11 protein-coding genes are annotated in these 14537 nt (G+C 57.9%); 4 read left to right on the forward strand and 7 right to left on the reverse strand.

The genetic code is table 11. The features are described 5' to 3' along the window. Positions 1-754: 754 nt before the first annotated feature. From M5R41_18555 to M5R41_18580, 6 genes are all read right to left on the reverse strand, one after another. Positions 755-2785 (reverse strand): urocanate hydratase, encoded by a 2031-nt coding sequence (locus M5R41_18555; GenBank protein ID MCZ7558393.1) that lies wholly within the window; start codon positions 2783-2785, stop codon positions 755-757. A gap of 340 nt (positions 2786-3125) precedes the next feature. Beyond that, on the reverse strand, positions 3126-4829 hold the full coding sequence (locus tag M5R41_18560) for an NAD-binding protein (protein ID MCZ7558394.1): 1704 nt from the start codon (positions 4827-4829) through the stop codon (positions 3126-3128). 157 nt (positions 4830-4986) lie between these two features. Beyond that, the gene (locus M5R41_18565; protein MCZ7558395.1) at positions 4987-5148 is read right to left on the reverse strand and encodes a hypothetical protein; all 162 of its coding nucleotides are present in this window, start codon (positions 5146-5148) and stop codon (positions 4987-4989) included. Positions 5149-5162: 14 nt separating this feature from the next. Further along, positions 5163-6416, reverse strand: a complete 1254-nt coding sequence (locus tag M5R41_18570) for an ABC transporter permease (protein MCZ7558396.1) — start codon at positions 6414-6416, stop codon at positions 5163-5165. Further along, on the reverse strand, positions 6413-7573 hold the full coding sequence (locus tag M5R41_18575) for an ATP-binding cassette domain-containing protein (GenBank protein MCZ7558397.1): 1161 nt from the start codon (positions 7571-7573) through the stop codon (positions 6413-6415). Before M5R41_18575 ends, M5R41_18570 begins: the two co-directional genes overlap by 4 nt. A gap of 69 nt (positions 7574-7642) precedes the next feature. Then, positions 7643-8716 (reverse strand): tRNA-dihydrouridine synthase, encoded by a 1074-nt coding sequence (locus M5R41_18580; GenBank protein ID MCZ7558398.1) that lies wholly within the window; start codon positions 8714-8716, stop codon positions 7643-7645. Between the two features lie 123 nt (positions 8717-8839). Between M5R41_18580 and M5R41_18585 the strand changes: the two genes are divergently transcribed. The 4 genes from M5R41_18585 (at position 8840) to M5R41_18600 (ending at position 12463) form a co-directional block, all read left to right on the forward strand. Next, positions 8840-9295 carry a DUF2147 domain-containing protein gene (locus tag M5R41_18585; protein ID MCZ7558399.1) on the forward strand — a complete coding sequence of 152 codons (456 nt, stop codon included), beginning with the start codon at positions 8840-8842 and terminating at the stop codon, positions 9293-9295. 442 nt (positions 9296-9737) lie between these two features. Further along, on the forward strand, positions 9738-10190 hold the full coding sequence (locus M5R41_18590) for a transcriptional repressor (protein ID MCZ7558400.1): 453 nt from the start codon (positions 9738-9740) through the stop codon (positions 10188-10190). Then, positions 10187-10405, forward strand: coding sequence for a ferrous iron transport protein A (locus M5R41_18595; GenBank protein MCZ7558401.1), 219 nt, complete (start codon positions 10187-10189; stop codon positions 10403-10405). Before M5R41_18590 ends, M5R41_18595 begins: the two co-directional genes overlap by 4 nt. Positions 10406-10435: 30 nt before the next feature. Further along, positions 10436-12463: a ferrous iron transporter B gene (locus M5R41_18600; GenBank protein ID MCZ7558402.1), complete on the forward strand. Its 2028-nt coding sequence runs from the start codon at positions 10436-10438 to the stop codon at positions 12461-12463. Positions 12464-12830: 367 nt separating this feature from the next. Here the strand turns inward: M5R41_18600 and M5R41_18605 are convergent, their stop codons facing one another. Continuing rightward, entirely contained in the window at positions 12831-14534 is a 1704-nt protein-coding gene (locus M5R41_18605) for a T9SS type A sorting domain-containing protein (GenBank protein MCZ7558403.1), read from the reverse strand. Between the last annotated feature and the right edge of the window lie 3 nt (positions 14535-14537).

Below are 14537 nucleotides of genomic sequence, written 5' to 3' on the forward strand. Positions count from 1 at the left end.
TGAAAGCCTGCACTGGTGGCCTCGATCTCACCCTTTTGAATCCGTCCGCATCCGAGCTATGTGGTGTAACTGCCCAGTGAAGGATGTGATCGCACTGTTCGAAGTGCTGGGCGAGGAGGATAATGTGATAGGCCACGCAAAGCCTGCTTCACTCAGCATTATACCGGGTCTGTGATACGATCTTCCCGACCTTTCAGCAAGGATGAGCATCGGGGTGGAGACGATGGGAAAACAGAGGTGCGGAGGTGCAGAGACGCTGTAAAAGAAATGAAACGCGGATGAATCCACCATTAATTCTGACGGACGGTGTTCACAAACCCGGACCTATGACGTTTTGAACAGCGCGACGCGACGCTGAAGGCGCTGGAGGTGTCCAGTCTTCTCAATGCTCAATCAAGTCCATACCTGAGCTTCTTGTGCGCTTTCCCACTTGGTGAACCCAGCGGACCCTTCGCGAACCTGAGCCAATCGTGTGCTGAGTACTTCACCATGCCAGCCCGGGGAAGGGATCTCATCTTCGTTTCGCAAAAGATCGTTCCAGATCTCCTACATCAATTGGAGCTTCTGCCCGGTCGTCATTTTGCTGAGATGTATCGCGGATTCCATCGTTGTCGCTCCTTTCTACAGACGGATCGAAACATAACGCACCACTCCGACGCTTTTCGCGGCGATGCGAAATCCCGCTCCTGCTCATGGCAAGCGGAAGCGATGATGTACATCGCTGATCCCTGAGTGGTGAGAGAGCTACCGCGTATTACGCACCACCCCCAAACGCATCCTCCACCACCTTGTCCACCAGCTCAGTATCCGCGAGGTAGGGCAGTGTGATGTGGCCGGCGCCGCGGTGCTTGTCGTTCCACTCCTTAACGGTGGCGAGGGCGTTGTCGTTGCGGGCCCAGTTGCGACGGGCTACGCCGCCCATCACATCCCAGCTCAGGGCGGAGCGCACGATGTCGTCCATGCGGGTGGAGCCGTCGAGCACGATGCCGTTGCCGCCATTGCTGGAGCGGCCGATGCCCACACCGCCGCCGTTGGAGAGCACAACCAGCGTCATGCCGCGCGCCACATTGCCCGCGAAGCACTGCACGCTCATGTCGGCGGTGACGCTGGAGCCGTCGTAAATGTTGGCGGTTTCGCGGAAGGGCGAATCCGTACCGCTCACATCGTGATGATCGCGGCCCAGGAATACCGGACCGATCTCTCCGTTACGCACCATCTCGTTGAACCTCAGCGCGATGCGCACGCGGCCTTCCTCATCCGAGTACAGGATGCGCGCCTTGGTGCCGACCACGAGTTTGTTCTGCTCCGCCGTGGCAATCCAGTGATGGTTGTCGCGGTCCATGGAGCTGCGTGTGGGATCGATGCACGCCATGGCGGCCTGATCGGTTTTGCGCAAATCTTCGTCCTTGCCGCTCAGGCACACCCAGCGGAAGGGGCCAAAGCCGTAGTCGAAACACATGGGGCCCATGATGTCCTCCACATACGATGGCCAGATGAAACCCTCGGTGGTATCGCGTCCGTTTTTCGCTATTGATTTTTCACCGGCATCGAAAATCGAAGCCATGAAACTGTTGCCGTAATCCCAGAATTTCGAACCCTTCTTCGTCATTCGTCTGATCACATGGAAGTGGCGGCGCAGGGATTCGTCCACTATTTGCCTGAAGCGCGCGGGATCGTTTTTCATGATCTCGCGTCCTTCGTCGAAGCTGACACCGGCGGGAGTGTAGCCGCCTTCGTACACCACGTGGCAGGAGGTCTGATCGGAAATCAACTCCACGTGAATGTCCTGTGCGTCGAGGTATTCCAGAAGATCCACCACGTTGCCGTGATAGGCGATGGAAACGGACTCGCCCTTCTCCTTGTATTCACGCATCCACGCGGCGATCTGATCGAGATCGTCCGACACCAGGCTGACCCAGCCCTGGCTGCGGCGCGTTTCGATGCGGCTGAAGTCCACCTCCGCTATCACGCCGATGCCGCCCGCGATTTCCACCGCCTTGGGCTGTGCGCCCGACATGCCGCCGAGACCCGACGTCACGAAATACACGCCTTTCAGGTCGCCGTCCGCGGGGATGCCGAGATATTTGCGTCCCGCGTTGAGCAGCGTGATGAAGGTGCCATGAACAATACCCTGGGGTCCGATATACATCCAGCCGCCCGCGGTCATTTGTCCGTAATTCGTCACGCCCATGGCGGCGAGACGGCGGAACTGCTCCGTGTTGTCCCATTGACCGATGAGCAGGCCGTTGGTGGAAATCACGCGGGGCGCATCGGGTTTGGACGGGAACAGGCCAAGCGGATGGCCGGAACTCACGACCAGCGTCTGCTCCTCGGTCATTTCTTCGAGATAGCGCTTGATGAGCTGATACTGCATCCAGTTCTGGCACACCTGTCCGGTTTCGCCGTAGGTGACCAGCTCGTAGGGATACAGCGCGATGGCGAAGTCCAGGTTGTTGTCGATGTTGACCTGCAGGGCGCGGGCGGCGAGAATGCCCTTGTATTCGTCCACGGGTTTCCCGGTGATGTTGCCTTCGGGGCGGAAGCGGTAGCCGTAGATGCGGCCCATGGTTTTCAGCTCTTCGAGGAATTCCGGCGCCAGCGTTTCGTGCAGCTCTTCGGGCACGTAGCGCAGGGCGTTTTTCAGTGCGGTGCGGATTTCGTGCTTCGACAGGGGCAACCCGCGATTGGGCGCACGGCGTATGCCGGGCTGAAACGCTTTTTTCTCCGGCAGGTCGGCCGGCAGCTTGATGGTCATTGCATTGCTGATGTCGGTATTGGAAAGCATGGTCACGATCCGGAGAAGTGAAAATATGTCCAACACATAAAATACCGATTTACGCGTTATGACGTACGGCTCTCGTGACTGAAAGAATGCGTGCGTTGCACTGTTCCGTGCGGAATCCCGGTACTGGGAGCAGGGAGCGCTTTTGGAGCGTATCTCGCAGGCTCTGGCTCCGATTTGAACGGAGCGAAAATTAATCCGATGAATAGTATGTATTGGGGATATACAACTGAATCCGAGCAGCGCTGAAAATACATCGCCCCGCTCTCCTCACACAGATTCCGCTCTGAACCCGCAACCACCTCTTGGCATTCGTCAATCGTAGAACATAGATCCCAACGCGTCAATCCCCATTGAGGCCGATCTCGAATTTCTCGAGGAAGGATCGCTCGGCATCTACGGTTCCGATGAGTATCATTTCCATACCATCACGCAGCACCGTATCAGGATCTGGATTCGTGCGCGTTTGGTCATTGTCCCTGATCGCTATGACGCTGCAGCCGGTGCGCTGACGTATGCCAGAGGATCGCAAGGAACTGCCGGCGAGAGAATGTGGGACGGGTACACGAATAATGTCGAGCCCTTCCGCCAGCATCATCACGCGGCTGTTCTGCAGGAAGTTGAGAATGGTGTTGGACCCGAGCGATGCATACGAAATGACGAGATCCGCCCCCGCGCGATGGAGCGTGGAGATGTTTCTCTCCAGTGTCGCACGGCTGATGATGTGTACGTCGGGACGCAACCGTCGGCAGTAAATGGTGAGGTAAATGTTGGTATCGTCGTTTTGTGTCGTGATGACCACAGTGGACGCGCGTTCGATGCCGGCCTTTCGGAGCGTCTCCAGGTCGGCCGCGGAACCCACGACATACTCCTCGGCATTACGCACAACAGCCGGATCGCGCTCGACGATGCGGAATTCCAGTCCGCGGTCGCGTACACCCTCCGCAACCGCACGCCCGACTCGGCCGCCACCGAAAATGAGAACGAAGGCGTCGTGCGGATTGTAAATACACATGAACTCGTCATAGCGGGCGAGTTGCTCTTCAGATCCGGCCAGCACGAGAACGGTGGAATTGTTGATGAGCGTATCCGGACCGGCAATCTGGAACAGACCCCGTTCCCAGACACCTGCGACGGTGATGCCGATGTTCTGCCGAAGTTTGCACTCGCTGAGTGTCTGTCCGACGAGGGGGGTGCCGTTCACCGGTGCCTCGGCGATCACCAGTTCGTCGAAACGACCGATGATGTTCGAGCGCGCATCGCCGCCGACGGTGCGCCGCGCCAGGGCCTTGCCGAGCATGTCCGCGAGCTGCAACACCTGCGAACTGCCCGCGAGCGTAAGTATATCCACCGAATCGGGAGAGTCCGCCGTTGAAATGATGGGCACGGTAGGACTGAGCTCACGGACGGTGTATACGATATTCGTGTTGTGTTCATCCTTGCCGTTCGCAACGACCAGTGCTGCCTGTGCCACGCGCAGTCGCTTGTAGGTCTCCGGATCGTCGCGTTCACCCAGTACCACGCGTATTCCCTGATCGTTGAGATCGAGTGCGCGTTGCAAGTCCTCGACCAGCAGTACGTAGGGCGTGGCGTACTGCGTGAGCTTCTGGATCAAACTCACACTCACCGGATCGAACGTGGTGAGCAGCACATGTCCCCTGAGCGACGCGGGCAGTTCTCTCGGCGCCCGTGCTTTCGATTGCGCCTCGAGCCACGGAGCATAGAAAAACTGTATGAAGGTAAACGGAAGCAGTATCAGCAGGAAAACCACACCTGAAAATAAGACCATAATTGAAAACACCCGGCCGAGATCGCTGTGAAAAGTGATGTCTCCGAAACCAAGTGTCGTCATGACGGTGAGCGTCCAGTACAATCCCGTGATCCAACTGTGCTCATGTCCCTCCGCCGCCATGATGTAATGAAACAACACACTGTACGCAACCACCATCAGCAGCAGGGTGCCGATGAAGCGCGACAGCGTGCGTATATTCCTTCGTGCCGTACCGGTTTGAAGAAAATACATCAATTGCGACGGGATGAATTTCATGGCGCTGTGTGAAGGGGCGACGCGATGAATATGGGGAGTTCAGGGTAAGTAAAGGGTAAAGGGTGAAGGGTGAAGAGTGAAGAGCGTGGCAGATTGCTTGCGTACTACGACACTCTTCTTCTGTCATGACCCTCAACCGTTGCCGCTTTCTTTATCCTTAACCGTTGTCGCTCTTTTTGCCGATGAGCATGCGCGCACCGATGTAGATTGCTCCGGCGATCAGCGCGAACAACACGATCTTGCCAAGTGCCCAGAAGAACACTTTCAGCGCAATGAAGGCGGCGATCAGCAGCCCGAGAATGAAGAGTACATGTTTCATGGAACGCTCCTGTGTCAGTTGCGAAGCCAGCGCAGTATTTCGTCCAGGCCGGGGCGCTTTCCGGTGAGGAGAATGCCCACGCGGAAGATCTTCGCCGCAGCCCAGGTGATGGCAATAATCGAAAGAACGAGAATTCCCAGACTCAACGCAATTTCCCACGCGGGCGGGGTCATGATGGGGAGGCGTATGAACATCATTTGGGGCGTGAGGAAAGGAATCATCGTCAGAAATACGAGTATCGGATTGTTCGGACTCTGGGACGCGATGAATGCGATGACGATGGGCAGCATGATCACCATCGAGAGGTAACCGGTCATCTGCTGTGCCTCCTGCTCGGTGGAGGTCAGACAGCCGAAGGCCACGAACAAGGCCGAATAGAGCAGGAAGCCGAGTACGAAATACACCAGCATCAGCCACAGATTTTCCAGCGGCAAATTCCCGATATCCGCGAGCAGGAGCAGTGTCACACCCATCAGGGCCCAGACGATGATGGGAGCGAAGGCCAGCATGCCCATACCCAGGATTTTCCCGAACATGAGATCCATCGGGGAACAGGAAGAAACCAGCACCTCCACGATGCGATTGCTTTTTTCCTCCACCATGCTGCGCACCAGCATCTGCCCCGATGTGAGCACCATGATCATGGTCAGAATGATGAACACGTACGACAATCCGAAACTCTCCAGGAAACCGGTTTCCGTTTCACCCTTTTCCGTTACGCGTACCGTACGCATCTCGGTCGAACGGTCGAGTTGATCTATCACATCGGGATCGAGCCCGGCCCGCGTCATGCGATGCCGCGTGATGATATCGGAGATGGTATTCTCGAAGCCACTGATGCCTTCGATGTCCGAAACGTTGAGTGCGCGGTACTCCACGCTGTGGGAGTCGATTGCCTCGGCGGGAATATATATCGTTGCGCTCACCGTGCCGTCGAGCAGCAGGCTGTCGAGTGACGCGCGCAGCATCGCCGCCTGCTGACCCATGTTCGCGTGACGACGGATGTCGTATTTTGGTGTGCCGTTGGCCAGCGTCGGCGCCGTTTCGTATGCCGCGCGCAGGCTGTCGAACACCACCCCCGTCTCATCGCTCACCACGACGACGAGGGCTTCGCTTTCCTCCAGGGAATCGCTGAGCAGCGCCGGCCCGGCCGAAAAAGCGGCCATGATCAGCGGCAGGAGAAAGAGGCCGATTATAAAACTTTTCGTCTTGACCCTCTCGATGAACTCCCACCAGGCCACGGTCAGGGTTTTGTTCGTGAGTATCATGCCTGCGCCTCCTTCGTCTCAATATCATCGAGAAGCGCTTTTTTTCTCTTGTGCAATTGCAGCAATCCCCATGCTCCGCGGACGGCGAACAGCAGCGCCAGTGCGGCCTGCCACAGGTTTTCGCCGCTCGCGGCGATTGCCGCGAACACAAGCATAGCAGCGAACGATGCCAGCGCGGTAAAAAAATGTTTGCGGGCGGTCCTGTCCTTGAGCACCGCTGTCCGCACCATGACCTCGGCATGCGCCGGAGCGGTCTCCGCTTCGGGTGGCGGTTGACCCGCGATGTCGATGAAGATCGACTGCAGCGACGGTTCGACCCGTGAGACGGAGGAGACGTCGAGCAGCGGAAGCATGGCCGCGATCACATCATTGGTGCGCGTGTCGGGCGCGAGTTCCAGCTCTGCGAAGCGCTGTGCGATATCTGCGCGAAGCACGCCGGGGATATCGCGAAGGCAGGTGCCGTCGCCCTGAAATTCCACCTGCAGCGCGTTGCGGCCGTAGGCGGCTTTGATCGAGGTCGGCGCACCATGCAGGACCGTCTGTCCGTGGTTGATCATGAGCAGTTCGTCGCAGAGCTTCTCGGCTTGTTCCATCTGATGCGTGGAAAAAATGATGGCGCGTCCATCCTTCCGTAGTTCGATGAGTGCCTCCTTCATGAGCACCTGATTTACCGGATCGAGCCCGGAGAACAGCTCATCGAGCACGAGCAGCGAGGGCTTGTGCAAAATGGAAATGATGAACTGCACCTTTTGCTGGTTTCCTTTGGAGAGCTCCTCCACGTTCCGCTTCAGATACGGCAGCAGGGAAAAGCGTTCGAGCAGCGGCATGGCAGCGACGCGCACGTCGCGGGCGCTCATCCCTTTCAGCATGCCGAAGTAGGTGATCACGTTCAGGAGCTTGTTTTTTCGGTATAACCCGCGCTCCTCGGGCAGATAGCCCACAAGATGCATGGCGCGTGCGCTCATCGCCTGTCCCTGTATGGTGACGCTTCCGGCATCGGGCTGGATAATATCCATGATCATCCGTATCGTCGTCGTCTTTCCGGCACCATTCGGTCCGATGAGGCCGAAGATCTGTCCCGGAGACACCGCGAAGGATACATCGTCTACGGCGAGGACGGTGGAGAATTGTTTTCGGAGCTTCGATACGACAAGCATGCTGGCGATGACTCGTTTCCCGTGGTACAGAATAATGGATACGGCAGGACGATGCCTGAGTTGCGGTGATCAGCCCTCTGTCTGCACGCTTTCCGTCGTCCAGAACAGCACGCGCTTGCGGAAGGCCGTCTCTATGCGCCGCGCCTGCTCCGAGGCGGGGTCCAGGAGCCGGGGAGTGGCATGGAAAAACGCGGCGACGGTTTCCAGAATCAGTTCGACATCCTCCACGGAAAAAATGCGCCGGCGGAGCACATCCCATTCCTCGAAAAACCGTGCATACCACATTGCATGCTTTCTGATTCTGGGTGTTGCGCGCACGTCTCCGAATTCCTGCAGCAGCATGCGCAGATGGCGGTTGATCAGCGCGCTGTGCGCTTCCCGCTCCGGCAGGCATTCAAGAATACCGACATCCGTGCCCGCCTCCACACCGGCAAATATCCAGGGCGAGCCCAAACAGCCGCGGGCGATCATCACGGCGTGACAACCGGTGTCGCGCATCATGCGCAGCGCATCGGCCGGCGAAAGCACATCGCCGTTGCCGATCACCGGAATGCGTACGGCGGCGACCGCAGTTGCGAGCGCTTCCCAATCGGCGGGAGTCTCGTACGGCGTATTTTTGGCGCGCGAATGCACTATGACACAGGCGGCACCGCTCTGCTCGGCGACGCGCACGATGTCCGTCACCTGCCGGTGTTTGCTGCTTCCGCGCATGCGCACCTTCACGCTGACCGGCACGGGTGATGCTTTCACGGCCGCCTCCACGACGGCACCGAGCCGCGGGAGGTCGTCCAGAAGATTCGCGCCCGCCCCGGCTTCACAGATACGTTCGTTCGGACAGCCGCAGTTGAGATCGAAGGCGTCGGGGTGCAGGCGGGAGAGTTCGCGTACGGCGAGCGAGACGTCGTCGCGTTTTGCCGCCACCAATTGCACACTCACGGGCCGTTCAGCGTCCGTGAACATCGCGTTGCGGAAAGACCGTGACAGCGAGCGTACGATGCCCGCCGCACTCACCATCTCCGTGAATGTCATTGCCGCTCCCTGCTCGCGGCATATCGTCCGGAACGGAATATCGGTCGTCGCAAGCATGGGAGCGAGCAGCGCTTTACCCTTCACGGCGTCGTAGATATTTCCGGTTCCGTTCATCTTCTAATATGCATTGCGCCCCGCTGCTTTACAACGATGCCGCTTTGGTCGTGCCCAGGGCTTTACAGCTTCCCGAAAATTTCTATATTTGTGTCATCTATTCACGGACTCCGGAGAATTTCGATGAAGCGCAGCATCGCCCTTATTCTTTTCGCCTGCATCTTTCTGCCGCTCACCGCTTGTTTTGCACAGTCCTCCGAGGCCGATGCCATCGTGGGCACCTGGCTGGTGCAGGACAAAAAGGCCAAGGTGGAAATCTTTAAACGGGGAGAGAAGTATTTCGGAAAGATCATCTGGCTCAAGGAGCCCAACGATGAGAGCGGCAAGGCGAAGACGGACAAGGAGAATCCCGACAAGGCGCTGCGCTCCAAACCCATACTCGGTCTGGAAATGCTGCGTGATTTTGTCTACGACGAGGATTTCGAATGGGACGATGGCGAAATCTACGATCCCAAAAACGGGAAAACCTACTCCTGCACTATGACCCTGAGCAAAGACCGCAATACCCTCGACGTCCGCGGCTACATCGGCATTTCCCTCATCGGCCGCACGCAGCTCTGGACGAGAACAAAGGATTGACGATGTACAGCGTACGATTGTCTGTCCGCCGGAGCATCACAGGTCCATAGCACAAACATCGCTACATGCGAGCGCAAGCGGGCCCGCCCGCCGTAGCATCACAGGTCCATAGCACAAACATCGGTACATGAGAGCGCAGGCGGGACGATTTACGATTTGTCGCAAAACGTTGTCACCGAAGCTGAGGGTTATCTCTCATCGTAATCAGTATTTCATACTGTATCCTCGTTTAACGTTTAACCTTTAACGTTTAACGTTTAACGATTCCCGATTCCCGATTCCCGATTCCCGATTCCCGATTCCCGATTCTCTCCGCCCTGATCACAACGAACTCCAGCCCCACCCGTGGAAGCAGCGGACTTCACATCGTACATCGTCAATCTTGCTCCGTGCTATGCTTTTGTGTATGTTCTATTTAGATTTTATCTAAATTGTGCTTGTTATGAAAATTGCCGATCCCAAAACCTATTTCACTCAGTACCTGCGCAACAACAATTTGCGCGTCACGCCGGAGCGCTTTGAAATCCTCGATGCCGTCATGGCCTGCGGGGGACATTTCGACGCGGACGATCTGTACCTGAAAATGAAGAGCAGCGGCAGCAAAGTGTCGCGCGCGACAGTGTACAATACGCTGGAAAAGCTCACCCTGTGCGGCATCATTTCGCGCTACCGCTTCGGGGAACGACTGGCACGCTACGAGCTGATGTACGGCAACGAACATCATCATCATATCATCTGCAGATCCTGCGGACGCATCGAAGAATTCATCGACAAGCGGGTGGATCGCTTCGCGCGCGATGCGGCGCGTATGATGCATTTCGATTTTCAGGATGCCGTGCTGCATATTTACGGCTTTTGCAGGGAATGCGTGCGCGACGGAAAGGCGGTACTATGACGCTCGGAACACTGAAAAAAGGCGCGAAGGCCCGCATCCAGGGTCTCCCCGAAGGAGAAATCCGTTCGCAGTTCATCCGCCTCGGCATTGTAGAGGGAGCCACGATTCGCTGCATTGATCGCCTTCCGGGCGGAACCATCGTGCTGGAATTCAGCCGACAGGAAATCGCCCTCAGTGGCGATCTCGCCGCCTCCATTACGATCAGCGTCGCCTGACACAGCATATCAACACGAAAGACTCGCACCATGGCCGCACCTGCCGTAGACCACAATCCGCACCGCCACCTCATGACCGAGGTTCTTCCCGCCGATCCGCTCAAGCCGAAAATCGTTCTCGTCGGAAATCCCAATGTGGGCAAATCCGTGGTGTTCAATTATCTCAGCGGTCTGTACGTGGACGTATCCAACTTCCCCGGCACGACGGTGGAAGTCTCCAAGGCGTCGTACCTCCATTACGAAGTCTACGACACGCCGGGGATTTACGGTGTTTCCTCATTCAACGACGAAGAGCGTGTCGCGCGGGACATCATCCTCAACGCGGACATCATCATCAATATCGTGGATGCCGTGCATCTCGAGCGCGATCTCTTCCTCACGCAGCAGCTCATTGATATGGGCAAGCGCGTCGGCGTAGTGGTGAATATGATGGACGAGGCGCGCAAAAGAAAAATAGGCATCGATCTCGCCGCGCTCGAAGAAGAGCTGGGCGTACCAGCCGTCGGAGCGGTGGCGATAAAGAAACAGGGACTTGAACAACTCCACGAGCTTGTGGTCCATGCCCGGGAAGGCAAACAGAAAAAGGAATTACATCAGCGACTGCACAGCATGCTTTCCTCCGTCGGCTCGCAGGCCGAGGCGCTGATGGTGCTGGAGGGTGATGCCGTCATCGCGGAACGTCATGGTATCGCTCCGGCCGCGCCGGATCAGCGCGAGGAGCTGTACATCGACCGCCGCAACCGCGTGAACAAGCTGCTCTATCGTGTAGTGCGGGACGCGCATGCCGGGACGCGCCTGGGCGCCGTGCTCGGCCGGGCTTCGGTCAGTCCCTGGCTGGGTTTCCCGATACTCGCCGTGGTGTTGTATGCGATTTACCTGTTCGTGGGCGTGTTCGTCGCGCAGGATGTCGTGGGTGTCACGGAAGGTGAGATAGGGAACCGCATCGTGGAATTCCACATCAAGCAGTTCGTCGCGGGCAATGCCGCCGTCACGGTCACCGCCTCCATACTGGATGCCGAAGGCGAAGCGGTGGAAGAGCGGGAGGAGAGCTTTCCCGACGGACTCAAAGTCGATCCCGCGCGTTGGCAGGAGGTGAAGGGGTGGGTCGGTGCGCGCGATGCCGAGTTCAGCTTCGAATTCGGGAATCCCTGGATTGTACTCTTTTTCGGTGAATTCGGCGCCGTGACGATGACGTTCACCTATCTTATTTTCCTGTTACTCCCGCTGGTGCTGGGCTTTTACTTCGCGCTTTCCGTCCTCGAGGACAGCGGATATCTGCCGCGGCTCGCCACGCTTGTGGACCGTGCGCTCCGCGTGATCGGACTGAACGGGCGGGCGGTGATTCCGATTATCCTCGGTTTCGGTTGCGTCACCATGGCAACGATCACCACGCGACTGCTGGGCACGCAGCGCGAGAAAACGATTGCCACGACCATTCTCCAGCTCGCGATTCCGTGTTCCGCGCAGTTGGGCGTCATCGCCGCACTGCTGGCCACGGCGGGACCGGAAGCGACGCTCGTCTACACAGGCGTGATTTTTACTTTCCTCGTGCTGGTGGGGACAGTGATGAACCGCAGTCTCCCCGGCGAGATTTCACCGTTGCTCATCGATCTGCCGGCCATGCGCTTCCCGCAGATGAGCAATGTGCTGATGAAGACCGCCTACAAGACCTGGTTTTTCATGAAAGAAGCGAGCCCGTGGTTTTTCATCGGCGCGCTGGCTGTGAGCATATTGCAGGTCACCGGGGCGCTGGTGCATATCATGAACGCGCTTGAGCCGCTGGTCTCGGGCTGGCTGAAGCTGCCGCGCGAGGCCGCCACCGCTTTCGTGATGGGCCTTGTCCGCCGCGACTTCGGCGCCGCCGGTCTCTATGATCTCGCCCTGTCGCCCTATCAGACCGTTGCCGCTCTGGTGACGATCACGCTCTTCGTTCCATGTGTGGCCTCGCTCATGGTCATGCTCAAGGAGCGCGGACTGCGCGAAGGCATGATCATCTGGGTGGGCAGTCTCGTGCTTGCGATGACCATCGGCGGCCTGGTGGCGCAGGCGTTGGTGTAAGCGGAGCGAGGGGAGCGGAGAGCAGAGAGCGGGGAGCAGAGAGCGGAGAGCAGAGAGCAGAGAGCAGAGAGCAGAGAGCAGAGAGCAGAGAGCAGAGAGCAGAGAGCACGTCCGTACAAGCCGGGCGTACGAGCAGTGCATACTACCCGCTGCTCGTTTCTTATTCCAGATTGCGCTTTTTCGCACATACGTGCTCTAAGCTCTCCGCTCTATGCTCTCTCCCCCTCCTACGCCACGACGGATCATCGATATGTGCTGAATCTGTGCAATGGCTTCGGGGGCGGGCGCCCTCCACTTCCCGTTCTCCGCATGCGTTTATCCTGTGCTCTTTCTGCGTGTTCTGTTTTTTCATCGCATTCTGTGTTCATCACTGACACACCACCCCCGCCGCGCTGCGCGTGCTGCCCGTGAGTACGATGGTGTAATAACCGGGCTGCAGCGTAACATCCTGTATTGTGATCTGCTGCACGCCGGGTACGAGCGCGTGCTGCCTGCTGTACACGCGGCGGCCGGTGATGTCGTGGATCTCGAGTGTGCTCTGTTCCGCTGCTTCGGCTGTGAGGCGTATGTGCAGCTCGCCGCGACCCGCAAGCACGGGATTGGGATAGACCTCCAGTTCCGGACCGGGCGGCAAGGCCGGCGGAGCGGTAATGCCCAGCAGTTTTTTACTGCCTCCGTATATGAGAAAGCCCCCATCACCCGGAATATGGTCGGGTCTTGTCATACGGCTGAGGAGCAGCACGTCGTCGTAACCGTCGCCATTGACGTCGCCCGCGGGGAAAGCTCGGGAATTGTCGATACCATGCCAGTCCCATTGGACACCGAAGCCCCCGGCTGATTGTTTAAAACCCGTACCGCGCTTGTTCGGATAACAATGGAACGCGGTCGAGTTAAGAAAAGGTTCGCCGGTATAGCCCACCATGATGTCGCGCGTACCGTCGCCGTTGAGATCGCCCACCGCGTTGACGGACACCACAGTCTGATAGTCATACGGATTTGAAAGCGTATCATCCGCCGCTATTGAGGTAATGACGGGACGCCCGTAGGAGAAAATCAAATCACCATACGGCCTTTCGAATGCATTCGCGAAAATCTCGTCGCAGCCATCGTTGTTCAGATCCGCGATCGCGGGGTAATACTTGTCGAAATACCACCCGATGTCCTTGCGGAGCGTGAAATCCGCAAGCGGTTCCTGCTCGATGTGCTCGCGGCCGAGAAACACCCCCCAGGCACTCGTCCATGTCATCAGGGAGTCTGTGCGGTATACGCATCGAAGGAGCACGTCCGTCCTGCCGTCGCCGTTGATGTCGCCAACAAGATGGGCCCCTTGCATTTTCCAGTACTCACCATACGCCGCTCTGCTTAACCAGTGATCCGGTTGCCGGCGCCAGGGGTAAGGACCAAGAAAAAGTCCGTAATGCGTATCGTTCGTTTTCCAATCCCTGGTGGTGATGAGCAAATCGATGTGACTGTCGCCATTGAAATCGATAAGCTCGATGCCGTGATAGACGCCGCTGTTCAGCGCGCCCCACAATCCGGTTGTGGTTTTGCTCGTATCTCCCGCCAGCACCATGTCCGGAGGGTCGGAAAAGTACGTACCTCCACCGTTATTCAGATACACGCGAATCCGGCCCGTAAGCTTCGGGTCCGGATCGGTTTTGCTACTGGTATTCTTGGAAGTCACGAGATCGATACGCCCGTCTCCGTCGACATCCACCGCGCGGAGGCCGGAGTGCCCCCCCAGCACATACGTCAGCGGCTCCTGCCAGACAGAGATGCTGTCGCCGCCCATATACACGAAAGTCGTGTCGCTGTACGTGCTCACGGCGAAGTCGGCATAACCGTCGCCGTTGATATCCCCCAACTCGGCGGAAAGCCAACCCGTCATGGGATGATTTTGCGGTCGCACTCGGGCGATTTCCTTCATAACACTCCACATAATCTCCGGCGGCTGCCCGCCGCCGCCCGCCTCCTGGGCGGGCAGCGGGGTGGGAATGAGAAGGTAGATCGCGGCGACTACGACGAAGTATGCCAGTGCCGCGGAGAGTGTGAATTGTCTGTATGTATGCATAGT

This window comes from Bacteroidia bacterium, from assembly GCA_027493955.1.
Classification (GTDB): Bacteria; Bacteroidota; Ignavibacteria; order SZUA-365; family SZUA-365; genus JAOSJT01.